At 62.4% G+C, this 22,722-nt stretch carries 25 protein-coding genes; 18 read left to right on the top strand and 7 right to left on the bottom strand.

Translation table 11 applies throughout. From position 1 onward, the window contains the following. Positions 1 to 143: 143 nt before the first annotated feature. A complete protein-coding gene (gene guaA, locus BM059_RS09045) occupies positions 144 to 1,721 on the top strand; it encodes a glutamine-hydrolyzing GMP synthase (RefSeq protein WP_074938121.1) in 1,578 nt (525 codons plus the stop codon). A 59-nt stretch (positions 1,722 to 1,780) separates the two neighbouring features. Here the strand turns inward: guaA and BM059_RS09050 are convergent, their stop codons facing one another. Both BM059_RS09050 and BM059_RS09055 read right to left on the bottom strand, forming a co-directional pair. Beyond that, positions 1,781 to 2,296 carry a hypothetical protein gene (locus BM059_RS09050; protein ID WP_074938123.1) on the bottom strand — a complete coding sequence of 172 codons (516 nt, stop codon included), beginning with the start codon at positions 2,294 to 2,296 and terminating at the stop codon, positions 1,781 to 1,783. A 2-nt stretch (positions 2,297 to 2,298) separates the two neighbouring features. Then, the gene (locus BM059_RS09055; protein WP_074938124.1) at positions 2,299 to 2,769 is read right to left on the bottom strand and encodes a hypothetical protein; all 471 of its coding nucleotides are present in this window, start codon (positions 2,767 to 2,769) and stop codon (positions 2,299 to 2,301) included. Between the two features lie 180 nt (positions 2,770 to 2,949). Between BM059_RS09055 and BM059_RS09060 the strand changes: the two genes are divergently transcribed. Genes BM059_RS09060 through BM059_RS09070 form a run of 3 tightly spaced genes read left to right on the top strand, consistent with a single transcriptional unit; the run spans position 2,950 to position 5,345 of the window. Further along, positions 2,950 to 4,323 carry a multicopper oxidase family protein gene (locus BM059_RS09060; RefSeq protein ID WP_074938472.1) on the top strand — a complete coding sequence of 458 codons (1,374 nt, stop codon included), beginning with the start codon at positions 2,950 to 2,952 and terminating at the stop codon, positions 4,321 to 4,323. Between the two features lie 56 nt (positions 4,324 to 4,379). After that, positions 4,380 to 4,856: a tRNA adenosine(34) deaminase TadA gene (gene tadA / locus BM059_RS09065; protein ID WP_074938126.1), complete on the top strand. Its 477-nt coding sequence runs from the start codon at positions 4,380 to 4,382 to the stop codon at positions 4,854 to 4,856. 33 nt (positions 4,857 to 4,889) lie between these two features. Then, a complete protein-coding gene (locus tag BM059_RS09070; RefSeq protein ID WP_074938474.1) occupies positions 4,890 to 5,345 on the top strand; it encodes a hypothetical protein in 456 nt (151 codons plus the stop codon). 4 nt (positions 5,346 to 5,349) lie between these two features. On the opposite strand, the gene mltF is transcribed toward BM059_RS09070, so the two are convergent. Next, positions 5,350 to 6,816, bottom strand: coding sequence for a membrane-bound lytic murein transglycosylase MltF (mltF, locus tag BM059_RS09075; RefSeq protein ID WP_037003035.1), 1,467 nt, complete (start codon positions 6,814 to 6,816; stop codon positions 5,350 to 5,352). Between the two features lie 167 nt (positions 6,817 to 6,983). Between mltF and purL the strand changes: the two genes are divergently transcribed. From purL to BM059_RS09090, 3 genes are all read left to right on the top strand, one after another. Beyond that, positions 6,984 to 10,880 carry a phosphoribosylformylglycinamidine synthase gene (purL, locus tag BM059_RS09080; protein ID WP_074938128.1) on the top strand — a complete coding sequence of 1,299 codons (3,897 nt, stop codon included), beginning with the start codon at positions 6,984 to 6,986 and terminating at the stop codon, positions 10,878 to 10,880. A 460-nt stretch (positions 10,881 to 11,340) separates the two neighbouring features. Further along, a complete protein-coding gene (locus BM059_RS09085; protein WP_244154401.1) occupies positions 11,341 to 11,517 on the top strand; it encodes a CDGSH iron-sulfur domain-containing protein in 177 nt (58 codons plus the stop codon). 156 nt (positions 11,518 to 11,673) lie between these two features. Further along, entirely contained in the window at positions 11,674 to 11,991 is a 318-nt protein-coding gene (locus BM059_RS09090) for a YqfO family protein (RefSeq protein ID WP_037003038.1), read from the top strand. Positions 11,992 to 12,036: 45 nt separating this feature from the next. Here BM059_RS09090 and BM059_RS09095 read toward each other — a convergent pair whose 3' ends face one another. Both BM059_RS09095 and BM059_RS09100 read right to left on the bottom strand, forming a co-directional pair. Beyond that, on the bottom strand, positions 12,037 to 12,540 hold the full coding sequence (locus BM059_RS09095; protein WP_037003040.1) for a L,D-transpeptidase family protein: 504 nt from the start codon (positions 12,538 to 12,540) through the stop codon (positions 12,037 to 12,039). Between the two features lie 17 nt (positions 12,541 to 12,557). After that, entirely contained in the window at positions 12,558 to 13,112 is a 555-nt protein-coding gene (locus BM059_RS09100; protein WP_074938132.1) for an NUDIX hydrolase, read from the bottom strand. 149 nt (positions 13,113 to 13,261) lie between these two features. Between BM059_RS09100 and BM059_RS09105 the strand changes: the two genes are divergently transcribed. Genes BM059_RS09105 through BM059_RS09125 form a run of 5 tightly spaced genes read left to right on the top strand, consistent with a single transcriptional unit; the run spans position 13,262 to position 16,540 of the window. Beyond that, the gene (locus BM059_RS09105; RefSeq protein ID WP_037003042.1) at positions 13,262 to 13,867 is read left to right on the top strand and encodes a CoA pyrophosphatase; all 606 of its coding nucleotides are present in this window, start codon (positions 13,262 to 13,264) and stop codon (positions 13,865 to 13,867) included. A gap of 21 nt (positions 13,868 to 13,888) precedes the next feature. Continuing rightward, complete coding sequence (locus BM059_RS09110) at positions 13,889 to 14,416, top strand: gamma carbonic anhydrase family protein (RefSeq protein WP_074938134.1); 528 nt, start codon at positions 13,889 to 13,891, stop codon at positions 14,414 to 14,416. Beyond that, entirely contained in the window at positions 14,409 to 14,606 is a 198-nt protein-coding gene (locus BM059_RS09115) for a DUF1289 domain-containing protein (RefSeq protein WP_037003045.1), read from the top strand. The genes BM059_RS09110 and BM059_RS09115 overlap by 8 nt, the downstream gene beginning before the upstream one ends. Before the next feature lie 21 nt (positions 14,607 to 14,627). Then, complete coding sequence (gene purT, locus BM059_RS09120; protein WP_074938136.1) at positions 14,628 to 15,809, top strand: formate-dependent phosphoribosylglycinamide formyltransferase; 1,182 nt, start codon at positions 14,628 to 14,630, stop codon at positions 15,807 to 15,809. Next, the gene (locus BM059_RS09125) at positions 15,806 to 16,540 is read left to right on the top strand and encodes an SGNH/GDSL hydrolase family protein (RefSeq protein WP_074938138.1); all 735 of its coding nucleotides are present in this window, start codon (positions 15,806 to 15,808) and stop codon (positions 16,538 to 16,540) included. Before purT ends, BM059_RS09125 begins: the two co-directional genes overlap by 4 nt. Here the strand turns inward: BM059_RS09125 and BM059_RS09130 are convergent. Further along, complete coding sequence (locus BM059_RS09130) at positions 16,512 to 17,798, bottom strand: HlyC/CorC family transporter (protein ID WP_037003048.1); 1,287 nt, start codon at positions 17,796 to 17,798, stop codon at positions 16,512 to 16,514. The genes BM059_RS09125 and BM059_RS09130 overlap by 29 nt on opposite strands. Positions 17,799 to 17,808: 10 nt before the next feature. Further along, positions 17,809 to 18,609, bottom strand: a complete 801-nt coding sequence (locus tag BM059_RS09135) for a cytochrome C assembly family protein (RefSeq protein ID WP_037003049.1) — start codon at positions 18,607 to 18,609, stop codon at positions 17,809 to 17,811. 158 nt (positions 18,610 to 18,767) lie between these two features. Here BM059_RS09135 and ffh point away from each other — a divergent pair, with 158 nt between their 5' ends. From ffh to BM059_RS09165, 6 genes are all read left to right on the top strand, one after another. Next, positions 18,768 to 20,147, top strand: coding sequence for a signal recognition particle protein (ffh, locus tag BM059_RS09140; RefSeq protein WP_074938140.1), 1,380 nt, complete (start codon positions 18,768 to 18,770; stop codon positions 20,145 to 20,147). A 141-nt stretch (positions 20,148 to 20,288) separates the two neighbouring features. Beyond that, positions 20,289 to 20,540: a 30S ribosomal protein S16 gene (gene rpsP / locus BM059_RS09145; protein ID WP_037003051.1), complete on the top strand. Its 252-nt coding sequence runs from the start codon at positions 20,289 to 20,291 to the stop codon at positions 20,538 to 20,540. An 8-nt stretch (positions 20,541 to 20,548) separates the two neighbouring features. Beyond that, positions 20,549 to 21,085 carry a ribosome maturation factor RimM gene (gene rimM / locus BM059_RS09150; RefSeq protein WP_037003053.1) on the top strand — a complete coding sequence of 179 codons (537 nt, stop codon included), beginning with the start codon at positions 20,549 to 20,551 and terminating at the stop codon, positions 21,083 to 21,085. Between the two features lie 5 nt (positions 21,086 to 21,090). After that, positions 21,091 to 21,834, top strand: a complete 744-nt coding sequence (gene trmD / locus BM059_RS09155; protein ID WP_037003055.1) for a tRNA (guanosine(37)-N1)-methyltransferase TrmD — start codon at positions 21,091 to 21,093, stop codon at positions 21,832 to 21,834. 42 nt (positions 21,835 to 21,876) lie between these two features. Further along, positions 21,877 to 22,227, top strand: coding sequence for a 50S ribosomal protein L19 (gene rplS / locus BM059_RS09160; protein WP_003246155.1), 351 nt, complete (start codon positions 21,877 to 21,879; stop codon positions 22,225 to 22,227). Positions 22,228 to 22,308: 81 nt separating this feature from the next. Next, entirely contained in the window at positions 22,309 to 22,722 is a 414-nt protein-coding gene (locus tag BM059_RS09165) for an acyl-CoA thioesterase (RefSeq protein ID WP_037003057.1), read from the top strand.

A 22,722-nucleotide genomic window follows, 5' to 3' on the forward strand; every position in this document is an offset into this window, starting at 1 on the left:
CTTCAGCAAACTCCGCTTTCTCGTTTCTCTCCGCCTTGCCTGTCCGGCGCTCGCTACGCGGCAAATCGATTTTTGCAATGTTATGAATAACGGGGCTGTTCGATCAGCCCCGTGTCATTTGTGAACACCTACGAGAGACGGCCATGGCCCACGACATTCACGCCCACCGCATCCTCATTCTGGACTTCGGTTCCCAGTACACCCAGCTGATCGCCCGTCGCGTGCGTGAGATCGGCGTCTATTGCGAACTGCACCCCTGGGACATGAGCGACGAGGACATCCGTGCCTTCGCCCCGCGCGGCATCATCCTCGCCGGTGGCCCGGAGTCGGTGCACGAAGCCAATAGCCCGCGCGCGCCGCAAGCGGTGTTCGACATGAATGTGCCGGTGCTGGGCATCTGCTACGGCATGCAGACCATGGCCGAGCAACTCGGCGGCAAGGTGGAAGGTTCCGACCTGCGTGAATTCGGCTACGCCCGCGTCGACGTGGTCGGCAAGAGCCAGCTGCTGGCCGGCATCGAAGACCATGTCGACGCCGATGGCGTGCTTGGCCTCGACGTGTGGATGAGCCACGGCGACAAGGTCACCCGCCTGCCGGAAGGCTTCCACATTCTCGCCAGTACCCCGAGCTGCCCGATCGCCGCCATGTGCGACGACACTCGCCACTACTACGGCGTGCAGTTCCACCCGGAAGTGACCCACACCAAGCAGGGCGGTCGCATCCTGTCGCGCTTCGTGCTGGAAGTCAGCGGCTGCGAAGCCCTGTGGACCCCAGCCAACATCGTTGAAGACGCCATTGCCGCCGTGCGCGCCCAGGTTGGCGATGCCAACGTGCTGCTCGGCCTGTCCGGCGGCGTGGACTCCTCGGTGGTTGCGGCCCTGCTGCACAAGGCCATCGGCGACCAGCTGACCTGCGTGTTCGTCGACAACGGCCTGCTGCGCCTGCACGAAGGTGATCAGGTCATGGCCATGTTCGCCGAGAACATGGGCGTCAAGGTGATCCGTGCCAACGCCGAAGAGCAGTTCCTCGGCAACCTGGCCGGCGAAGCCGATCCGGAGAAGAAGCGCAAGATCATCGGCCGCACCTTCATCGACGTGTTCGATGCGCAGGCCAGCCAGCTGGATAACATCCAGTTCCTCGCCCAGGGCACCATCTACCCGGACGTGATCGAGTCCGCTGGCGCCAAGAGCGGCAAGGCCCACGTGATCAAGAGCCACCACAACGTCGGTGGCCTGCCCGAGGAAATGAACCTCAAGCTGGTCGAGCCGCTGCGTGAACTGTTCAAGGACGAAGTGCGCAAGATCGGCCTGGAGCTGGGCCTGCCCTACGACATGGTCTACCGCCACCCGTTCCCGGGCCCAGGCCTGGGCGTGCGCATCCTCGGCGAAGTGAAGAAGGAATACGCCGACATCCTGCGCCGCGCCGACCATATCTTCATCGAAGAGCTGCGCAAGGCTGACTGGTACCACAAGACCAGCCAGGCCTTCGTGGTGTTCCAGCCGGTGAAATCGGTCGGTGTGGTTGGTGATGGCCGCCGCTACGCCTGGGTCGTCGCCCTGCGCGCCGTGGAAACCGTGGACTTCATGACTGCTCGCTGGGCGCACCTGCCTTACGAGCTGCTGGAGACCGTCAGCGGCCGCATCATCAACGAAATCGACGGTATCTCGCGCGTCACCTACGACGTGTCGAGCAAGCCGCCGGCGACTATTGAGTGGGAGTGATCCCGCAGCGCTGAATGAAGAAACCGGCTTAGGCCGGTTTTTTTATGCCCGTGTGCTTTTCAGCGATGCAGCAACGGTAGCGTAACCAAAAGAGTGAACAGGCTCAGGCTCAGAAAACTAATCAGCAGCAGGCGTCTGTCATTACGGATCTGGCTGGTGAGTATCGCTTTGCGCTGGCGCCAGTCGCAGGCGATCGTGATCCATCGTTTATCCAGCAGCTGCTGCCAATCCTCTTCGCTCAGCCAGCAGGCGACGTGGTGTGCCGGTAGGTCCAGTGCGGGGAACAATTCCTCGCAGGTCAACGGCCCCAGGGATATCTGAAAGCGTTGCCCATGACGCTCGCAATCCAGCTCAAGGTGGACTTGCGGCCGGCTATCCGTGACGTGAATGTCTTCGGGGTCGGGTGTGAAGACTTCGTAGGACGTGACTTGCGCTGTGCCTGGGCGTAGAAACGATCTGCGGATTTTTTCCCAGAGCAGTCGCGCGAGTTTGTAGAAGCCCCAGGCAGAGAAGGCGAAAAGTAGCAGGCTGATCAGCCACAGTAGGCCGCCGAGCACGATGAAGAGCACGACCATGCTCAGAACCCTTTAAGTAGTGTCGGCGAGGCTTCCCAGATGAGGTAGCCCATGATCATCAGCATGACCGCGGCGAAGGGCGAGGCGGCGCTTGGGGCTTCGGGGCTGGCATCGGCCGGGTTCGCTTTGGGCACGTAGAGCCGAAAGGTGCCGGCCTGCTGGTCGAGTTCGACATGCTCCTGGTTGAGCACGAGATGTTCCACTTCGTAGGTGCGCTGTTCGTACTCGTATCGCAGGCGATAGACGGGCTTGAGACTGACCATTGTGGTTTTGCCCACGCTGATGCGTGCGTTGATCCACTTCTGATCAATGATCGCCGCTTTTACGATGTCGTGTGGGCGGCTCAGCCGGTAGCAATCAGTCCAGATCATCTCCCCAAACGCAGCCATGAGCCCGATCCACATGAGCAGGAGCATGGGGGTTATCGCCACCATCATGATGGCCAAGGGGGTGTCGAAGAAGAAACTGTCCATGTTCTGGTGAGCGTTCCTGTGGAGTGCCCGGCGATTCTATCTCGTTAGGTGTCGCCTTATCTGGGGGCTAGCTCGCATCAGTCGCCGCGGCAATTTGTCTTGCCAGGGTGCTCGTCTGGTGAGTGATGAAAATGAGAAGATACCGCAATTGAGTATGCCTGCAGATTGCCGAGGATGAAGATGTCGTTTACCCGTAGACAAGTGCTCGCCGGTCTGGCTGGCCTGGGTATTGCCGGGCTGGGCGCTGGTGGTGTGCGCTATTGGTTGGGGCGCCCGGAGAATGTGGCGACCCATGATTACGAGCTGATCGCCGCGCCGCTGGACCTGGAACTGGTGCAGGGGCATATCACGCCTGCCTGGGGTTATGGCGGGCAGGCGCCGGGTGTCGAGTTGCGCTGCCGCCAGGGCGAGCGTTTGCGGGTGCGCTTCATCAACAAGCTGGACGTGCAAAGCACCATCCATTGGCACGGCATTCGTCTGCCACTGGAAATGGACGGTGTGCCTTACGTCTCCCAGGCGCCGGTACTGCCGGGCGAGTACTTCGACTATGACTTCATCTGCCACGATGCTGGCAGCTTCTGGTACCACCCGCACACCACCAGCGCCGAGCAATTGGGGCGTGGTCTGGTCGGGCCGTTGATCGTCGAGGAGCGTGAGCCGACAGGCTTTCGCCATGAGCGCACGCTGAGCCTGAAGACCTGGCATGTCGACGAGCAGGGCGCCTTCACGCCTTTCACGGTGCCGCGTCAGGCAGCGCGCGAGGGAACCCGCGGGCGCCTGACCACGATCAATGGCGAGCCGAATCCGACGCTGGAGTTGCCGGCCGGGCAGGTGGTGCGTCTGCGCCTGATCAATCTCGACAACACCGTCACCTATCGCCTTAACCTACCGGATGGTGAGGCGCGTATCTATGCCTTGGACGGTAACCCGGTGCAGCCACGGCCGTTGGGTAAGGAATACTGGTTGGGGCCGGGCATGCGCATCGATCTGGCGCTCAAGGTTCCGGCTGCTGGAGAGGAATTGTCCCTGCGCAATGGCCCGCTGCGGCTGGCTACCCTCAAGGGCGGCGCGAGCAGCGAGGCGCTTGGCGACTGGCCGCCGGCGTTACCGGGCAACCCGGTTGCCGAGCCGGATCTGACGCGTGCCGAGACGCTGCGCTTCAACTTCGAATGGGCAGCGGCGCTGGCTTCGCCAGCCGATGAAGCCGCCGGGCGTTACAAATATTGGCAGATCAATGGCCAGGCCTGGGACATCAACGACAAGACCTGTGCAGACCGCCCGATCGCCACGTTGAAGAAGGATGGCCACTACATATTCGTGCTGCGCAACATGGCGCAGTATCAGCACCCGATCCATCTGCACGGCATGACCTTCAAGGTGCTGGGCTCGGATCGGCGCAAGATCATTCCGTATTTCACCGATACCTACTTGCTGGGCAAGAACGAGACCGCGCGCATTGCCCTCGTCGCTGATAATCCTGGTGTGTGGATGTTCCACTGCCACGTCATCGACCATATGGAAACGGGGCTGATGGCGGCCATCGAAGTGGTGTAGGGTGAGCGCCGTTTTCAGGCCTGCCTTGATGGCGGGTTGCCCTACGGACTGATGCAATGAAAAGACCGCAGATCATCGACCGCTCGCGTGACGAGCACTTCATGCGCCTGGCGCTGGCGCAGGCGTGCCTGGGCGCGGAGCAGGGCGAGGTGCCGGTTGGCGCTGTGCTGGTGCAGGACGGCGACGTGGTGGGGCAGGGCTTCAATTGCCCGATCCTGCGTCACGATCCCAGTGCCCATGCCGAGATGGTGGCGATCCGCGCGGCGGCGGAAAGTGTGCAGAACTACCGACTGCCAGGCAGCACCCTGTATGTCACGTTGGAGCCCTGCAGCATGTGCGCTGGTCTGATCGTGCATGCGCGCATCGCTCGGGTGGTGTTCGCCGCCAGCGAGCCGCGTGCCGGGGTGGCGATCAGTCAGGGGCAGTTCTTCGATCAGGGCTTTCTCAATCACCGCGTGCTGGTGGAGGGGGGCTTGCTGGCCGAGGAGAGCGGGGCGCTGCTGAAAGATTTCTTCAGGGCTCGGCGAAGCTGAGCGGGATAACAGGGAATGAGCATGAACAAATGGATGTTGAGTGTGCTGGCGGTCCTGACTGCGCCGGCGCTCGCGGAGCAAGCCGAGGTGTATCTGGTCGCCAGCGTGCAGCTGGGCGGCTCCAATCTGGCGCAGAGCATCTTCCTGCACGAGCCGCAGATCACTACGTTGGAAGAATGCCAGGAGGCTGTGCGGGTCGGTCAGCGTGATCGCGACTGGCAGCGTTATCACCACATCTTCATGCGCGATCGCTTTCAGGGCTTTACCGGCCATCTGGATTACCGCTGCGTGCTCAGCACCCAGCGTTTCAGCGCCTGGCACGACCGCGCCCGCTACAACCATCCCTACCTGATCAGCATCGACGAGCAGGCCAATCTGCAGGTGGAGCGGATATCGAGCCAGGCGCAGTGTGCCACTCGGCTCAAGGGCCTGACGCCGGCGCGGCTGGCGATCAGTCGCTGTGCGGTGGGCAATCAGAGCGTGTTGTAGGGGCTTACAGCGGCGGGGTTTCTTCTTCGGGCTTGCGTTTGTCGATGCCCGGCAGGTGGATGCCGCTCTCGGCGACTTGCGAGCCTTCCAGCTGCGGCTGGGTCACCCAGGTGAGAATGTCGTAGTAGCGACGGATGTTGCGCACGAAGTGCACGGGTTCGCCGCCACGGGCATAACCATAGCGAGTCTTGCTGTACCACTGTTTTTGCGCCAGGCGCGGCAGAATTTTCTGCACATCGGCCCATTTGTTCGGGTCCAGGCCTTCGGCTTCGGTCAGCTTGCGCGCGTCTTCCAGATGACCGCCGCCGACGTTGTAGGCCGCCAGGGCGAACCAGGTCCGATCCGGCTCGGCGATGCTTTCCGGTAATTGCTGATGCACCTGGATGAAGTAGCGGGCGCCGCCGTCGATGCTCTGCTTCGGGTCCAGGCGGTTGGATACGCCGACCGACTGGGCTGTGCGCTGAGTCAGCATCATCAGGCCGCGAACACCGGTCTTGGAGGTGGCGTTGGGTTGCCACAGCGATTCCTGGTAGCCCATGGCCGCCAGCAGACGCCAGTCGATCTGGTGGGGGTGGGCGGCCTGACGGAACATCTTCTCGTAGCGCGGCAGGCGCTTTTGCAGATGCTGGGCGAAGGTGTAGGCGCCGACATAACCGAGCACGTCAACGTGGCCGTAGTAGCGTTCTTTCAGGCGCTGCACGGTGCCGTTGGCTTCGGAGCGCTTGAGGAAGGCGTCGATTTCCAGCAGCAGGCTGTCATCCTCACCAGCGGCCACTGCCCAGCGCATGCTGTTGGTGTCGCCGAGGTCGAAGGCCACGCGTACGTTGGGGAAATACACCTGGTTCATCGCCAGCTCGTTGGAGTCCACCAGCGTCAGGTCGATCTGGCCCTCGTCGACCATGCGCAGCAGGTCGACCACCTCGACTGCGTCGGAGACCTCGAACTCCAGCTCGGGCAGCTCCAGCTTGAGGGCGGCCAACTGTTCGGCGTGGCTGCTGCCGGCCAGCACCAGAATGCGTTTGCCGACCAGGTCTTCGGGTTTGGTCGGGCGGCTCTCGCCCTGGCGATAGATGACCTGCGGCGTGACTTCCAGATAAGGGATGGAGAAGCGCGCCTGGCGCTGGCGTTGCGGCGTGTCCACCAGACCAGCGGCAGCCATGACCGGGCCGTCGGCGCGGCCCAAGCTGGAAAACAGGTTGTCGAGGTTGTCGGCGGTTTCGATCTTCAGTTCCAGGCCGAGATCGGTGGCGAAGCGCTTGGCCAGTTCATATTCGAAACCGGTGGCGCCGTTGCGGTCCTGGAAGTAGGTGGCAGGGCTGTTACGAGTGACCACGCGCAGCTCACCCTCCGCCTTTACCTGCTCGAGTACGCTGGGCTTGGGTTCTTCGCCGCAGCCAGCAAGCATCAGGAGGGTACCAATCGCCAACAGCCCTTTGGCGCAACGCATGCGTATCGCAGGTCGTGCAAACATCGGCGCAGTATACGCAAAGCGCAGGCGGCGCCATATCTCGACAGCGCTGCGCTTCTCTGCTAGTGCGCGTTCGTCCTTAAAGCGCCTGGCTACAGGTGCCGCCTGCTGTCGCTTTAGGGTAGAATGCCCGGCCTCCAGCACACCCCTTCCCAGAGGCTGTTCCGACGATGTTGATTCTGCGCGGCGCTCCCGCCCTTTCCGCTTTCCGCCATGGCAAATTGCTCGAGCAACTGACCAGCAAGGTGCCGGCCGTGACCGGGCTGTACGCCGAGTTCGCGCATTTCGCCGACGTCACCGGCGTGCTCAACGCCGATGAGGAACAAGTGCTGGCCCGGCTGCTCAAGTACGGCCCGAGCGTGTCGGTGCAGGAGCCCAGCGGCAAATTGTTCCTGACCATTCCGCGGTTCGGCACCATCTCGCCCTGGTCGAGCAAGGCCAGCGACATTGCCCGTAACTGCGGCTTGGCCAAGGTCCAGCGTCTGGAGCGCGGTATCGCCTATTACGTCAGCGGTGCGCTGAGTGAGGCCGACAGTGCCGCCGTTGCTGCGTTGCTGCATGACCGCATGACTCAACTGGTACTGAGCGCCCTCGAAGATGCCGCCGCGCTGTTCAGCCATGCCCAGCCCAAGCCGCTGACCGCCGTGGACGTACTCGGCGGTGGCCGCGCCGCGCTGGAGCAGGCCAACCAGGATCTGGGTCTGGCCCTGGCCGAGGACGAAATCGACTACCTGGTGAAGAGCTTCAATGACTTGGGGCGCAATCCGCACGACATCGAACTGATGATGTTCGCCCAGGCCAACTCCGAGCACTGCCGCCACAAGATCTTCAATGCCAGCTGGGACATTGACGGCGAGAGCCAGGACAAGTCGCTGTTCGGCATGATCAAGAACACCTACCAGATGCACAACGAAGGCGTGCTGTCCGCTTACAAGGACAACGCCTCGGTGATTGTCGGCCACACCGCCGGACGTTTCTTCCCCAATTCGGAAACCCGTCAGTACGGCGCAGTGCAGGAGCCGGTGCATATCCTGATGAAGGTGGAGACGCACAACCACCCGACCGCCATCGCACCGTTCCCGGGTGCCTCCACCGGCTCCGGTGGTGAGATCCGCGACGAGGGCGCAACCGGCCGTGGTGCCAAGCCCAAGGCCGGCCTGACCGGTTTCTCGGTCTCCAACCTGAACATTCCCGATTTCCTCCAGCCCTGGGAAAAGCCCTACGGCAAACCCGAGCGCATCGTCAGCGCGCTGGACATCATGATCGAAGGCCCGCTGGGCGGCGCCGCGTTCAACAACGAATTCGGGCGCCCGGCACTCAATGGCTACTTCCGCACCTTCGAGCAGGCGGTCAGCAGCCCGCGTGGCGAGGAAGTGCGCGGTTACCACAAGCCGATCATGCTCGCTGGCGGTCTCGGCAACATCCGCGAGAACCATGTACAGAAGGGCGAAATTTCGGTCGGCGCCAAGCTGATCGTGCTCGGCGGCCCGGCCATGCTCATCGGCCTGGGCGGCGGCGCCGCTTCCTCCATGGCTACCGGCACCAGCTCGGCTGACCTGGACTTCGCCTCGGTGCAGCGCGAGAACCCGGAAATGGAACGCCGTTGCCAGGAGGTCATCGACCGCTGCTGGCAGCTGGGTGAAGCCAACCCGATCAAGTTCATTCACGACGTCGGCGCCGGCGGTATCTCCAACGCCCTGCCGGAACTTATCAACGACGGCGGTCGCGGTGGTCGTTTCGAACTGCGCAACGTGCCTAATGACGAGCCGGGCATGGCCCCGCACGAAATCTGGTGCAACGAGTCGCAGGAACGCTACGTGATGAGCGTGGATGCTGCCGACTTCGAGCGGTTCAAGGCCATCTGCGAGCGCGAGCGCTGCCCCTTCGCCGTGGTTGGCGAGGCCACTGCCGAGCCGCACCTGACCGTGACCGACAGCCATTTCAGCAACACCCCGGTGGACATGCCGCTGGAAGTGCTGCTGGGCAAACCGCCGCGCATGCACCGCAGCGTGGCTCGCGAAGCCGAGCAGGGCGATGACTTCAATGCCGCCAGCGTCGACATCGAAGAAGCGCTGGGTCGTGTGCTGCATCATCCGGCTGTGGCCAGCAAGAGCTTCCTGATCACCATCGGCGACCGCACCATTACCGGTCTGGTGGCGCGTGATCAGATGGTCGGCCCTTGGCAGGTGCCGGTGGCCGATTGCGCCGTGACCGCCACCAGCTTCGACGTCTACACCGGTGAAGCCATGGCCATGGGTGAGCGCACGCCGCTGGCGCTGCTCGACGCTCCGGCTTCCGGGCGCATGGCGGTGGGTGAGACCGTTACCAACCTGGCCGCAGCACGCATCGAGAAAATGTCCGACATCAAACTGTCGGCCAACTGGATGGCGGCTGCCGGTCACCCGGGTGAAGACGCCCGTCTGTACGACACCGTCAAGGCTGTCGGCATGGAGCTGTGCCCGGCACTGGGCATCACCATCCCGGTGGGCAAGGACTCCATGTCGATGAAAACCCGCTGGCAGGACGAGGGCGTCGACAAGAGCGTGACCTCGCCGTTGTCGCTGGTGATCACTGGTTTCGCTCCGGTGCAGGACATCCGCCAGACCCTGACCCCGCAACTGCGCATGGACAAGGGCGAGACCGATCTGATCCTGATCGACCTCGGTCGTGGCCAGAACCGCATGGGTGCCTCGATCCTGGCACAGGTCTATTCGCAGATTGGCCAGCAAGTGCCGGACCTCGACGACGCCGAAGACCTCAAGGCCTTCTTCGCCGTGATCCAGGGTCTCAACGCTGACGGCCACCTGCTGGCTTACCACGACCGTTCCGACGGTGGTCTGCTGACCACTGTACTGGAAATGGCCTTCGCTGGTCATTGCGGCCTGTCGCTGAACCTCGATGCATTGGCTGATGACAGCTCCGAGCTGCCGGCCGTGCTGTTCAACGAAGAGCTGGGTGCGGTGATCCAGGTGCGCCAGGACGCCACGCCGGAAGTGTTGGCGCAGTTCAGCGCTGCTGGTCTGGATGATTGCGTGGCCGTGATCGGTCAGGCAGTGAACAACAGCGACGTCAGCATCAGCTTCAACGGCGAGCCGGTGTTCGCCGGTGATCGTCGACTGCTGCAGCGTCAGTGGGCCGAGACCAGCTACCGTATTCAGCGTCTGCGCGACAATGCTCAGGGCGCCGACCAGGAATTCGACCTGCTGCTGGAGGAAGATAATCCCGGCCTGTCGGTCAAGCTCGGTTTTGACGTCAACCAGGACATCGCTGCGCCCTACATCAAGAAGGGCGTGCGTCCGCAAGTGGCGATCCTGCGCGAGCAGGGCGTCAACGGCCAGGTGGAAATGGCCGCCGCGTTCGACCGCGCCGGCTTCTCCGCCATCGACGTGCACATGAGCGACATCCTTGCCGGTCGCGTCAGCCTGGAAGAGTTCAAAGGCCTCGTGGCTTGCGGTGGCTTCTCCTATGGCGACGTACTCGGCGCTGGTGAAGGCTGGGCCAAGTCGGTGCTGTTCAACGCCCGTGCTCGCGATGCCTTCCAGGGTTTCTTCGAGCGTCGCGACAGCTTCGCCCTCGGCGTGTGCAACGGCTGCCAGATGATGAGCAACCTGCACGAGCTGATCCCAGGCACCGAGTTCTGGCCGCACTTCGTGCGCAACCGTTCCGAGCAGTTCGAAGCGCGCGTGGCCATGGTGCAGATCCAGGAGTCGGCCTCGATCTTCCTGCAAGGCATGGCCGGTTCGCGCATGCCGATCGCCATCGCCCACGGTGAAGGCCATGCCGAGTTCGAAAGTGAAGAGGCGCTGCTGGAGGCGGATCTGTCCGGCACCGTGGCTCTGCGCTACGTCGACAACCATGGCAAGGTCACCGAAGCCTACCCGGCCAACCCCAACGGTTCGCCGCGTGGCATCACCGGCCTGACCAGTCGCGACGGCCGTGTGACCATCATGATGCCGCACCCGGAGCGGGTGTTCCGCGCCGTGCAGAACTCCTGGCGCCCGGACGAGTGGCAGGAAGACGGCGGCTGGATGCGCATGTTCCGTAACGCCCGCGTCTGGGTGGACTAAAAGCGGCCGCGTAGCGGCCTTCTGCTGACCCTCTCCTGCTTGCGGGAGAGGGTGCCCGAAGGGCGGGAGAGGGCAAAAGCGGCCGTGCACCGATCCAGCTTGAGCTTGCAGATGTCACACCGTAGATATCAGCAGGGTGGGAGAGTGTGTATAGCCAACGCAGAACCCTCTCCCCCGACCCCCGCCCTGCGCCCCAGCCCTTCGCAGAGCTCAGGGCGCTTCAGCGGGCGAAGCAGTGGCAGTGCTTCGCTATTTCCGCTTACGCCCCGCAAGCGGGAGAGGGGAGCAGGGCGCGTAGCCCGGATACAATCCGGGAAACTGCTGCCATACCTTCACCCGGATCCATCCGGACCGCACAGGCCCAACCATGGCCGATGATCCTCTCCCAATCCTCCCCGAAGTTCGTCTGGTCCAACTCGGTGAAACGCATCATCTGTGCCGCTGCGGGCATTCCCCCGAAATGCCTGACTGCCCACCCGACTGCCCCCAATCCCTGATCCTGCGTCCCGAGCGCGAGCAGCGTCTGTTGCTGTGCCGCTGTGGCCGATCCGCAAGCCTGCCCTACTGCGATGGCAGCCACAGCCCACCAGCCGTTGGTCTTGCCGACAAATGGCGGCGCTTTTTCAGTGGTTGTTGAGAACGTCACGCCCGTCGCCTGAGTCGAAAGCAACGAACCGTTTTAACGCGACGTGTGGATTTGTGCGGGCGATCTCAAGACAACTCCATGGCAAAGTGACATCATATTGGCGTCATGGATTGTCTGTTGTTCGGTTGCCCATTTGCGGAGAACTTGATGTACAAACTGTGTTTCTACGTGCCGGAAGCCCATCTGGAACCGGTAAAAAAGGCGGTGTTCGCAGCTGGTGGCGGGCGTATCGGCCTTTACGACAACTGCTGCTGGCAGGTGCTGGGTCATGGCCAGTTCCGCGCTCTGGACGGTAGCCAGCCATTTATCGGCCAAGTCGGTAGCGTCGAGCAGGTTGCCGAGTGGAAAGTGGAAATGGTCGTTGCCGACGAGCTGATCCATGACGCCGTCAAGGCGCTGAAGAAGAGCCATCCCTACGAAACACCTGCCTTCGATGTCTGGCGTTTGTCCGACCTGCAGTTTTGAGTCGATATGAAAAAGGCGCCGATGGCGCCTTTTTCAATGCAGGGTTCAGGGTCTGATTTCGATCAGCGTGCCGTCCTTGACCAGGCTCCACACCTCACGCATGTCGTCGTTCTTCATGGCGATGCAGCCCTCGGTCCAGTCCAGCGTGTGGAAGAACCACTCCGGGTATTCCTCGTCCAGCGGCGTGCCGTGGATCATGATCATGCTGCCCGGCGGCACCCCGGCTTCCTTGGCCTTGGCCAGGTCGCGGGCGTTGGGGTAGGAGATGTGCAGCGACAGTTGGTACTTGTCGCTCGGCTTGCGCCAGTCGATCCAGTAGAAACCTTCCGGTGTACGCAGGTCGCCTTCACGCTGCTTGGCGCCATCGGGCTGTTTGCCCAGGGAAATACGATAGGACTTGATGGTCTCGCCGCGTTGTTGCAGGTGCAGCTTGCGTTCCGACTTGAGCACCAGCACCTTGTCCACGGTGCGGCTGCTGGTCGCTGGCGTGGTGCTGGCCAGGGCGTTGAAGCTGAGAGTCAGGCAAAGCAGGGGCAACAACCAACGCATCGGGAACGTCCGCAGGGTCAACGGGGTGTGTAGTGGGCACGCAGCGCTTCGAGTGGCTCGTTGCGTACCGGAAAGAGATTCTGCCGACGGTCGGCGAAGAAGCATTCTAAGGTACGGCCTATGGTCGGGAAAGCCAGCTCTGACCAGGGGATCTGCGATTCCTCGAACAGCCGTACCTCCAGGCTCTCCTCGCCCACGGCGAAATCCAGATCGACCAGCTCGGCACGGAACAGCATGTACACCTGGCTGATGTGCGGCAGGTCGAACAGGGTATAGAGATTGAGGTCGCGCACGCGGGCGCAGGCTTCTTCGAGGGTTTCACGGGCGGCGGCCTGTTCGGTGGTCTCGCCGTTTTCCATGAAGCCGGCCGGCAGCGTCCAGTAGCCACGGCGCGGCTCGATGGCGCGGCGGCACAGCAGGACCTGATCGCGCCACACGGGCAGGCAGCCGGCGACGATACGCGGGTTTTCGTAGTGCACGGTGGCGCAGTGGCCGCAGACATGGCGCATGCGGTTGTCGCCTGCCGGGATCATGCGGGTGACCGGGTTGCCGCACTGGCTGCAGAATTTCATGCCTGCTCCTCTTTTTCTGGCGCTATCTTGGCGGTCGGCATCTTGGCCGGCAAGTGCCCGATTGAGGCCGGCTTGCCCTGTCGCCGGGGTTGGGCGGCCGGCCTCTTTCATGCCATGATGCCTGGCAAAACAAGACTCCGAGTATGCCCATGCTGGACGAGTTGCTCCATCGCGTGCGCGGCTACAGCCCGCGCCCTCTGGAGACCGAGCGCAGCTTCCCCGAGGCGGCGGTGCTGGTCCCGATTACCCGCAGTGATGAACCTGAACTGGTGCTGACCCTGCGCGCCAGTGGTTTGTCGACCCACGGTGGCGAGGTCGCCTTTCCCGGTGGCCGGCGCGACCCGGAAGATCGCGACCTGGTGGATACCGCGTTGCGTGAGGCGGAGGAGGAGATTGGTCTGCCGCCTGGGCTGGTCGAGGTGGTCGGGCCGCTCAGCAGCCTGGTGTCACGCCACGGCATTCAGGTCACGCCTTACGTCGGCCTGGTGCCGGATTATGTCGAGTACAAGGCCAACGACGCCGAGATCGCCTCGGTGTTCTCGGTGCCGCTGGAGTTCTTCCGCTCCGACCCTCGCGAGATGACCCATCGCATCGATTATCTCGGGCAGAGCTGGTACGTGCCGTCCTACACCTATGGCGAATACCGCATCTGGGGGCTCACCGCGATCATGGTGGTGGAGCTGGTCAACCTACTCTTCGACGATGCGCAGATTGCCTTGCACCAGCCGCCTGAACACTTCATACACCTGCGCTGATAGCGCCGAGGACTGACGAGCATGAAATACCGCCTGGGAAGCTCCCGTGTCGACGCCCATCCCGAGAGCTGGGTCGCGCCAAGCGCCGACCTGATCGGCAAGGTCCGTCTGGAGGCTGGGGCCAGCGTCTGGTTCGGCGCCGTGCTGCGCGGCGACAACGAACTGATCCATATCGGCGAGAACAGCAATGTGCAGGACGGCAGCGTCATGCATACCGACATGGGCTTTCCGTTGACCCTGGGCAAGGGCGTCACCGTCGGCCACAACGTGATGATGCACGGCTGCAGCGTGGACGATTACAGCCTGATCGGCATTAACGCGGTGATCCTCAACGGCGCCAAGATCGGCAAGTACTGCATCATCGGCGCCAACAGCCTGATCCCGGAAGGCAAGGTCATCCCCGATGGCAGCCTGGTGATGGGCAGTCCGGGCAAGGTGGTGCGCGAGCTCACCGAGCCGCAGAAGAAGATGCTGGAGGCCAGCGCCGCCCATTACGTTCATAATGCGCAGCGCTATGCCCGTGAGCTGGTACCTGATGACGATGAATGATGTAGAAAAGCCGGTGCGTTCACCTTGCGTGCATGTCTGCGCACTGGACGAACAGGATGTCTGTATCGGCTGTCAGCGTACCGCCGCCGAAATCACCCGCTGGGGCCGCATGGACAATGCCGAGCGCCGCGAGGTACTGCAACACTGCCTGGAGCGCGCTCGCGCTGCGGGCCTTCTAATGACTTCCTGATTCACTGTTCGAGGAACACTCATGCCCCGTATTGGAACCCCTCTGTCGTCTTCCGCGACCCGTGTACTGCTGTGTGGCTGCGGCGAACTTGGCAAGGAAGTGGTGATCGAGCTGCAACGCCTGGGCTGTGAAGTCATCGGTGTCGATCGCTATGCCAATGCGCCGGCCATGCAGGTGGCACACCGCAGTCATGTCATCGACATGCTCGATGGCGCAGCCCTGCGCGCAGTGATCGAGAAGGAACAACCGCACTACATCGTGCCCGAGATCGAGGCTATCGCCACCGCCACCCTGGTCGAGCTGGAAGCCGAAGGCTTCAACGTGGTGCCGACCGCGCGTGCTGCACAGCTGACCATGAACCGCGAAGGCATTCGTCGTCTGGCGGCCGAAGAGCTGGGCCTGCCGACCTCGCCGTACCATTTCTCCGACACCTTCGAGGACTACAGCGCAGCGGTGAAATCGGTTGGCTACCCCTGCGTGGTCAAGCCGATCATGAGCTCCTCCGGCAAGGGCCAGAGCGTGCTCAAAAGCGATGCCGACCTGCAGCGTGCCTGGGACTATGCCCAGGAAGGTGGTCGTGCCGGCAAGGGCCGGGTGATCGTCGAGGGGTTCATCGACTTCGACTACGAAATTACCTTGCTCACCGTGCGTCATGTCGCTGGCACCAGCTTCTGCGCGCCGATTGGCCATCGCCAGGAGAATGGCGACTACCAGGAGTCCTGGCAGCCGCAAGCCATGAGCCCGAAGGCGCTGGCCGAGTCCGAGCGCGTGGCGCTGGCGGTGACCGAGGCACTTGGTGGTCGTGGTCTGTTCGGTGTGGAGTTGTTCGTCAAGGGCGATCAGGTGTGGTTCAGCGAAGTCTCGCCGCGCCCGCACGATACGGGCCTGGTGACGCTGATCTCCCAGGAGCTTTCCGAGTTCGCCCTGCATGCGCGCGCCATCCTTGGCCTGCCGATTCCAGTGATCCGTCAGATGGGGCCGTCGGCTTCGGCGGTGATTCTGGTGGAGGGCAATTCGCAGCAGGCCAGTTTCGCCAACCTCGGCGCCGCGCTGAGCGAGGAAGACACCGCGCTGCGGCTGTTCGGCAAGCCTGAAGTCAAAGGCCAGCGCCGCATGGGCGTGGCGCTGGCGCGTGACGAATCCATCGAGGCGGCGCGTGCCAAGGCGCTACGCAGCGCGCAGGCGGTTCGCGTCCAGCTGTGAGTCGGCATGCGCTGTGGTGGTTGGTGGCTGTGCCGCTGCTGCCATTGGCGCTGCCTCTGGCCCTGCATACCCGGCGCACGGCATTGCGTCTGCCGGTTGCGCAGGGTGAGCCGAGCGGCATCGCCGCTGCGCATTTGCCGGGTGAGCCACTGCGCCTGCTGCTGATCGGTGAGTCGACCGTGGCAGGCGTCGGGGTCGCCCACTTCGATCAGTCGTTGGCGAGTTGCCTGGCTGTAGCTATGGCCGAGCGCCTGGGGCGGCCGGTACGCTGGCGCGCCTGCGGCGAGAATGGCATCACCGCGCCTCAGGCCCAGGAGCGTCTGCTGCCGCGGGTATTGGCGGAGTCGGCAGACCTGGCCCTGCTGGTGTTTGGCGTCAATGACACCACCCATCTCACCGCGAGCAGGCGTTGGCTGCAGTCTCTGGCCGGGATGGCCGATGCGCTGGGCGAGCGGGGCTGTCGCGTGGCGTTCAGTGCCGTGCCGCCGTTGCAGCATTTCAGCGCTTTGCCCTGGTTGTTGCGGCAGTTGATGGGCTGGCGGGCCAGTTTGCTGGATCGCGAGTTGCGGGGGCTGGCGCAGCGCCTAGGTGCACTGCACTGTGCGCTGGATCTGCCGTTCGAGGCGCATTATCTGGCCGAGGATGGCTATCACCCGTCGGCATCAGGCTATCGGCGCTGGGCCGAAGGTCTGGCCGAGCGTGTCACTCCGTTGCGGCAGTATCCACTTTGAGCTTTTCCACCTGCCACACGCGAACGCTCTTCACCCGGTTTTCCGCTGCCTGGAGAATCTCCAGGCGATAGGGGCCGATCTTCAGGCATACGCTGCTGTCCGGAATAGTTTCCAGTGCTTCGGTGATCAGGCCGCTAAGGGTCTTGGGGCCGTCGCTAGGCAGGTGCCAGCCGAGCGTCTTGTTCACCTCGCGAATGTAGGCGGCGCCGTCGATGACCTGCGTGCCATCTTCCTGTGGGTGGATGTCGGGGCTGCGCAGGCTGTCCTGATTGCTGAAGTCGCCGACGATCTCTTCGAGGATGTCTTCCAGGGTGACGATGCCGATCACGTCGCCGTACTCGTCGACGACGATACCGATGCGCCGCTTCTGCTTCTGGAAGTTGATCAGCTGAGTCGCCAGGGGCGTGTTTTCCGGAATGAAATAAGGCTCGTTGCAGGCTGCCAGCAAGCTGTCCTTGGTGAGCTGGTTGTGGCTCAGCAGGCGGGCGATCTGGCGCATGTGCACCACGCCTTCGATCTGGTTGATGTCGCCACGGAACACCGGCAGGCGCGTGTGTGAGGTGCTGCGTAGCTGGCCGATGATGATTTCCAGGTCGTCGTCGAGATCGATACCGGTCACTTCGTTGCGCGGGATCATGATGTCGTCGACCGTGACTCGCTCCAGATCGAGGATGCCCAGCAGCATGCTTTGGCGATTCATCGGCAGCTCCGAACCTGACTCGCGCACTACGCTGCGTAGTTCCTCGGTGGACAGGCTGTCGCTGGCGCGCTGTGCCGTGTCGACGCCCAGCAGGCGCAGTAAGCCATTGCTGATCGCGCTGGTCAGCCAGACCACCGGATAGAGTATCCGCAGCAGCAGGATGAGCACTCGGCTGGCGGGAAATGCGACCAGCTCGGGGCGCAGGGCAGCCAGGGTCTTTGGCGTTATTTCGCCGAAGATCAGCACGACGATGGTCAGGCCTGCAGTGGCGATGGCGATGCCGGCTTCGCCCCAGAGATTCACCGCCAGCACCGTGGCGATGGAGGCGGCGAGAATGTTGACCACGTTGTTGCCGACCAAGATGGTGCCGAGCAGGCGGTCCGGGCGGTCGAGCAGGCGGGTGACGCGTTTGGCGCCGCTATGCCCTTCCTTGGCCAGATGCTTGAGCCGGTAGCGATTGAGGCTGAGCATGCCGGTCTCGGAGCTGGAGAAGAACGCCGAGCAAAGAATGAGGAAGACCAGCAAGCCGAGCAGATAGCCCGAATGAATGTCGTTCACGGCGTCTGCCTCAGATGTGCAGGATGAATTCGCGAACCAGCTTGCTGCCGAAATAGGCCAGCATCAGCAGGCAGAACCCGGCGAGGGTCCAGCGAATGGCCTTGTGACCGCGCCAGCCAAGCTGGTGACGGCCCCACAGCAGAACGGCGAAAACCACCCAGGCGAAGCAGGAGAGGATGGTCTTGTGCGCCAGGTGCTGGGCGAACAGGTCGTCGATGTACAGCGCGCCTGACAGCAGCGACAACGACAGCAGCAACCAGCCCGCGAACAGGAAGCCGAACAGCAGGCTTTCCATGGTCTGCAGCGGCGGGAAGTTGCGGATCAGCCCGGATGGGTGCTTGTGCTTGAGCTGATGGTCCTGCAACAGCAGCAGGATCGATTGGAACACGGCGATGGTGAGCATGCCGTAAGCCATGATCGAGAACAGAATGTGAGCGAGGATGCCGGGGTGCTCATCGATCGGGTTGATGGTGCCGCTGGGCATGAACTCCGCTGCCAGCACGGTCAGCGTGCCGAGCGGGAAGAGCAGTAGCAGCAGGTTCTCCACCGGGATGCGCAGGCAGGCCAGCAGGATCAGGCCAATGACCGCCCAGGCGATCAGGCTGGCCGCATTGAAGAAGTCCAGATTGAGGCCGTGCACGTCATACAGCTGATAGAACAGGCTGATGCCGTGCAGGCTCAAGGCGAGCACACCGAGTAACGCCAGCAGGCGTTTGTCAGCGATGCTGCGCTGTGTCAGGCGCAGACCTTGGTAAGCGGCGGCGCCGGCATAGAGGAGGGCGGCGGCGAGGCTGGGCAGCAGAGGGTGCATAAATCCGTGTAAGGCGAGCCCGAAAGGCGCTGAGTGTGGCACAGAAGGGCGTCAGCACGAAAGACTGCCGGCGGTGTCGGCAGCCGGGCGACTTCGCTATAATCCGCCGCCTGTCGCACACCCGGCGCGCCGGGTCGCACCTATTCAAAGGAACGCGCATGTTCGAAAATCTTACCGATCGCCTGTCCCAGACGCTGCGTAACGTCACGGGCAAGGCCAAGCTGACCGAAGACAACATCAAGGATACGCTGCGCGAAGTGCGCATGGCCCTGCTCGAGGCCGACGTGGCCCTGCCGGTGGTCAAGGACTTCGTCGGCAAGGTCAAGGATCGTGCCGTTGGTACCGAGGTCTCCAAGAGCCTGACGCCGGGCCAGGCTTTCGTGAAGATCGTCCGTGCCGAGCTGGAAGAGCTGATGGGCGCGGCCAACGAAGATCTGGCGCTCAATGCCGTGCCGCCTGCCGTGGTGCTCATGGCGGGTCTGCAGGGGGCGGGTAAGACCACCACCGCCGGCAAGCTGGCCAAGTTCCTCAAGGAGCGCAAGAAGAAGTCGGTGTTGCTGGTGTCGGCCGACGTCTACCGTCCGGCCGCAATCAAGCAGCTGGAAACCCTGGCTGGCGATCTGGGTGTTACCTTCTTCCCCTCCGATGCCAGCCAGAAGCCGGTGGATATCGCCAATGCGGCGATCCGCGAAGCCAAGCTGAAGTTCATCGACGTGGTCATTCTCGATACCGCCGGCCGTCTGGCCGTGGATACCGAGATGATGGCCGAGATCCAGGCGCTGCACGCAGCGGTCAAGCCGGTCGAGACGCTGTTCGTGGTCGACGCCATGACCGGCCAGGACGCCGCCAACACCGCCAAGGCCTTTGGTGAGGCGCTGCCGCTGACCGGTGTGGTGCTGACCAAGGTCGACGGTGATGCGCGTGGCGGTGCCGCGTTGTCGGTGCGCCATATCACCGGCAAGCCGATCAAGTTCATCGGTATGGGCGAGAAGAGCGATGCACTCGAGCCCTTCCACCCGGACCGTATCGCGTCGCGCATCCTTGGCATGGGCGACGTGCTCAGCCTGATCGAGCAGGCCGAGCAGACCCTCGATCGCGAGAAGGCCGAGAAGCTCACCAAGAAGCTGAAGAAGGGCAAGGGCTTCGACCTCGAAGACTTCCGTGACCAGTTGCTGCAGATGAAGAACATGGGTGGTCTTGGCGGGTTGATGGACAAACTGCCGTCCATCGGTGGTGTCAACCTGTCGCAGATGGGCAACGCTCAGGGCGCAGCCGAGAAGCAGTTCAAGCAGATGGAGGCGATCATCAACTCGATGACGCCTGCCGAGCGCCGTGACCCGGACATCATCAGCGGCTCGCGCAAGCGCCGCATCGCATTGGGCTCCGGCACCCAGGTGCAGGACATCGGCCGGCTGATCAAACAGCACAAGCAGATGCAGAAAATGATGAAGAAATTCACCGCCAAGGGCGGCATGGCCAAGATGATGCGCGGTATGGGTGGCATGCTTCCGGGCGGCGGCGGAATGCCGAAATTCTGAGGTCTGCGCCCCGGTCGATGGCCTGGTGGAAAAAGAGATTTGCAAACCGCCGCATAATCCTTAAAATATGCGGCCTTTCGGGCCTAGGCCCATTTTTGATGTGTGCCTCAAGTTAGCACCGACTACAGGAACGATGTTCTCATGGTAACTATTCGTCTCGCTCGTGGCGGCTCCAAAAAGCGCCCCTTCTACCACCTGACCGTGACCAACAGCCGCAATGCGCGCGACGGTCGCTTCGTAGAGCGTATCGGTTTCTTCAACCCGATCGCCGCGGGTGCTGAAGTCAAGCTGTCCGTCAACCAAGAGCGTGCTGCTTACTGGCTGAGCCAGGGCGCGCAGCCGTCTGAGCGCGTTGCTCAGCTGCTCAAGGAAGCTGCCAAGGCTGCTGCCTAAGCATCTTTATGAGTACGACGCCGGCCGTCGCCGAGGATTTGATTGTCCTTGGCAAGATTGTTTCGGTGCACGGCGTCAAGGGTGAAGTGAAGGTGTACTCCTTTACCGATCCCATCGATAACGTGCTCGATTACCAAAACTGGACGCTCAAGCGTGACGGTGAGGTAAAGAAAGTGGAATTGGCCAGCGGCCGCCTGCAAGGCAAGGTGCTGGTAGCCAAGTTGAAAGGTCTGGATGATCGCGAAATTGCGCGTACCTACGCCGGTTTCGAGATCTGTGTGCCGCGTAGCGAGCTGCCAGAGCTGCAAGATGGTGAATTCTACTGGTACCAGTTGCAGGGCTTGAAGGTCATTGATCAGGCAGAGCAGTTGCTCGGTGTGATCGACCACTTGTTCGAAACCGGTGCCAACGATGTGATGGTGGTCAAGCCCTGCGCGGGCAGTCTGGATGATCGCGAGCGTCTGTTGCCCTACACGGAGCAATGCGTGCTTTCGATCGACCTGGCAGCCGGCGAGATGCGGGTCGACTGGGATGCGGATTTCTAAGGCTCATGCGCGTAGAAGTCATCACCCTGTTCCCGGAAATGTTTGCCGCCATCGGCGAGTACGGCATCACCAGTCGTGCGGTCAAGCAGGAGCTGCTCAAGCTCACGTGCTGGAATCCGCGGGACTACACGACGGATCGACACCATACGGTGGATGATCGCCCTTTCGGCGGTGGTCCGGGGATGGTGATGAAGATCAAGCCTCTTGAGGACGCCTTGGCCAGTGCCAAGCAGGTCGCGGGAGAGACGGCGAAGGTGATTTACCTGTCGCCGCAGGGTCGACGTCTGAATCAGGCGGCGGTCCGCGAGCTGGCGCAGGAGGATGCACTGATCCTGATCGCTGGTCGTTATGAAGGCATCGACGAGCGTTTCATCGAAGCGCATGTCGATGAGGAATGGTCGATTGGCGACTACGTCCTGTCCGGCGGTGAGCTGCCGGCCATGGTGCTGATCGACGCGGTGACGCGCCTTTTGCCTGGTGCATTGGGTCATGCCGATTCGGCCGAGGAGGACTCCTTTACGGATGGCTTGCTCGACTGCCCGCACTACACCCGCCCGGAGGTGTATGCGGATAAACGTGTTCCTGAGGTGTTGCTTAGCGGCAACCACGAACACATCCGGCGCTGGCGTTTGCAGCAGTCCCTTGGTCGGACCTGGCAACGTCGCGCTGATCTTCTGGATAGCCGCTCGCTTTCTGGAGAAGAGAAAAAGCTGCTGGAGGAATACATCCGCCAGCGGGACGATAGTTAACGTATCGATGATGGGCCGGGAGGCTTGTCTTAGGAGCGCAGCATGACCAACAAGATTATCCAGATGCTCGAAGCTGAGCAGATGAACAAAGAAATCCCGACTTTCGCCCCGGGTGACACCGTAGTCGTTCAAGTGAAAGTAAAGGAAGGCGACCGTCAGCGTCTGCAGGCTTTCGAAGGCGTTGTTATCGCCAAGCGTAACCGCGGCCTGAACAGCGCTTTCACCGTGCGCAAGATCTCCAGCGGTGTTGGCGTTGAGCGTACTTTCCAGACCTACTCGCCGCTGGTCGACAGCCTGAGCGTCAAGCGTCGCGGTGACGTACGCAAAGCCAAGCTGTACTACCTCCGCGATCTGTCCGGCAAAGCCGCACGCATCAAGGAAAAGCTGTCCTAAGTTCGGACGCTTCTCTGACAAAAGCAGCCTACGGGCTGCTTTTGTCGTTTCTGGCCTCCAGTAATCATCAATGGCAGTGGCATGACCCCAAGAGAGCAAGAGATTCAGCGACGCACCGCGTTGTCGGAAACCCGGGTGACCAAGGCGGTGTTTCCGCCGACTACCAATCATCACAACACGCTGTTCGGTGGCACGGCGCTGGCCTGGATGGACGAAGTGTCGTTCATCGCCGCCACGCGCTTCTGTCGTTTGCCCTTGGTGACGGTGTCCAGTGATCGCATCGATTTCAAGCATGCGATACCGGCGGGCTCCATCGTCGAGTTGGTCGGCCGGGTGATCAAGGTCGGCAACACCAGCCTCAAGGTGGAGGTCGAGGTATTCGTCGAGGGGCTGTATCAGGAGGGGCGCGAGCGGGCGATCAGTGGCAGTTTCAGCTTCGTCGCCGTCGACGAACAGCAAAAGCCCGTGCCGGTATTGCCGGGCTTCGCTCAGTAA

Origin of the sequence: Ectopseudomonas composti (assembly GCF_900115475.1) — a bacterium.
Lineage (GTDB): Bacteria > Pseudomonadota > Gammaproteobacteria > Pseudomonadales > Pseudomonadaceae > Aquipseudomonas > Aquipseudomonas composti.

Coding starts and splice junctions, on each gene's coding strand:
- guaA (WP_074938121.1), top strand. CDS start 144: ATGGCCCACGACATTCACGCCCACCGCATCCTCATTCTGGACTTCGGT.
- BM059_RS09050 (WP_074938123.1), bottom strand. CDS start 2,296: ATGGTCGTGCTCTTCATCGTGCTCGGCGGCCTACTGTGGCTGATCAGC.
- BM059_RS09055 (WP_074938124.1), bottom strand. CDS start 2,769: ATGGACAGTTTCTTCTTCGACACCCCCTTGGCCATCATGATGGTGGCG.
- BM059_RS09060 (WP_074938472.1), top strand. CDS start 2,950: ATGTCGTTTACCCGTAGACAAGTGCTCGCCGGTCTGGCTGGCCTGGGT.
- tadA (WP_074938126.1), top strand. CDS start 4,380: ATGAAAAGACCGCAGATCATCGACCGCTCGCGTGACGAGCACTTCATG.
- BM059_RS09070 (WP_074938474.1), top strand. CDS start 4,890: ATGTTGAGTGTGCTGGCGGTCCTGACTGCGCCGGCGCTCGCGGAGCAA.
- mltF (WP_037003035.1), bottom strand. CDS start 6,816: ATGTTTGCACGACCTGCGATACGCATGCGTTGCGCCAAAGGGCTGTTG.
- purL (WP_074938128.1), top strand. CDS start 6,984: ATGTTGATTCTGCGCGGCGCTCCCGCCCTTTCCGCTTTCCGCCATGGC.
- BM059_RS09085 (WP_244154401.1), top strand. CDS start 11,341: ATGCCTGACTGCCCACCCGACTGCCCCCAATCCCTGATCCTGCGTCCC.
- BM059_RS09090 (WP_037003038.1), top strand. CDS start 11,674: ATGTACAAACTGTGTTTCTACGTGCCGGAAGCCCATCTGGAACCGGTA.
- BM059_RS09095 (WP_037003040.1), bottom strand. CDS start 12,540: ATGCGTTGGTTGTTGCCCCTGCTTTGCCTGACTCTCAGCTTCAACGCC.
- BM059_RS09100 (WP_074938132.1), bottom strand. CDS start 13,112: ATGAAATTCTGCAGCCAGTGCGGCAACCCGGTCACCCGCATGATCCCG.
- BM059_RS09105 (WP_037003042.1), top strand. CDS start 13,262: ATGCTGGACGAGTTGCTCCATCGCGTGCGCGGCTACAGCCCGCGCCCT.
- BM059_RS09110 (WP_074938134.1), top strand. CDS start 13,889: ATGAAATACCGCCTGGGAAGCTCCCGTGTCGACGCCCATCCCGAGAGC.
- BM059_RS09115 (WP_037003045.1), top strand. CDS start 14,409: ATGAATGATGTAGAAAAGCCGGTGCGTTCACCTTGCGTGCATGTCTGC.
- purT (WP_074938136.1), top strand. CDS start 14,628: ATGCCCCGTATTGGAACCCCTCTGTCGTCTTCCGCGACCCGTGTACTG.
- BM059_RS09135 (WP_037003049.1), bottom strand. CDS start 18,609: ATGCACCCTCTGCTGCCCAGCCTCGCCGCCGCCCTCCTCTATGCCGGC.
- ffh (WP_074938140.1), top strand. CDS start 18,768: ATGTTCGAAAATCTTACCGATCGCCTGTCCCAGACGCTGCGTAACGTC.
- rpsP (WP_037003051.1), top strand. CDS start 20,289: ATGGTAACTATTCGTCTCGCTCGTGGCGGCTCCAAAAAGCGCCCCTTC.
- rimM (WP_037003053.1), top strand. CDS start 20,549: ATGAGTACGACGCCGGCCGTCGCCGAGGATTTGATTGTCCTTGGCAAG.
- trmD (WP_037003055.1), top strand. CDS start 21,091: ATGCGCGTAGAAGTCATCACCCTGTTCCCGGAAATGTTTGCCGCCATC.
- rplS (WP_003246155.1), top strand. CDS start 21,877: ATGACCAACAAGATTATCCAGATGCTCGAAGCTGAGCAGATGAACAAA.
- BM059_RS09165 (WP_037003057.1), top strand. CDS start 22,309: ATGACCCCAAGAGAGCAAGAGATTCAGCGACGCACCGCGTTGTCGGAA.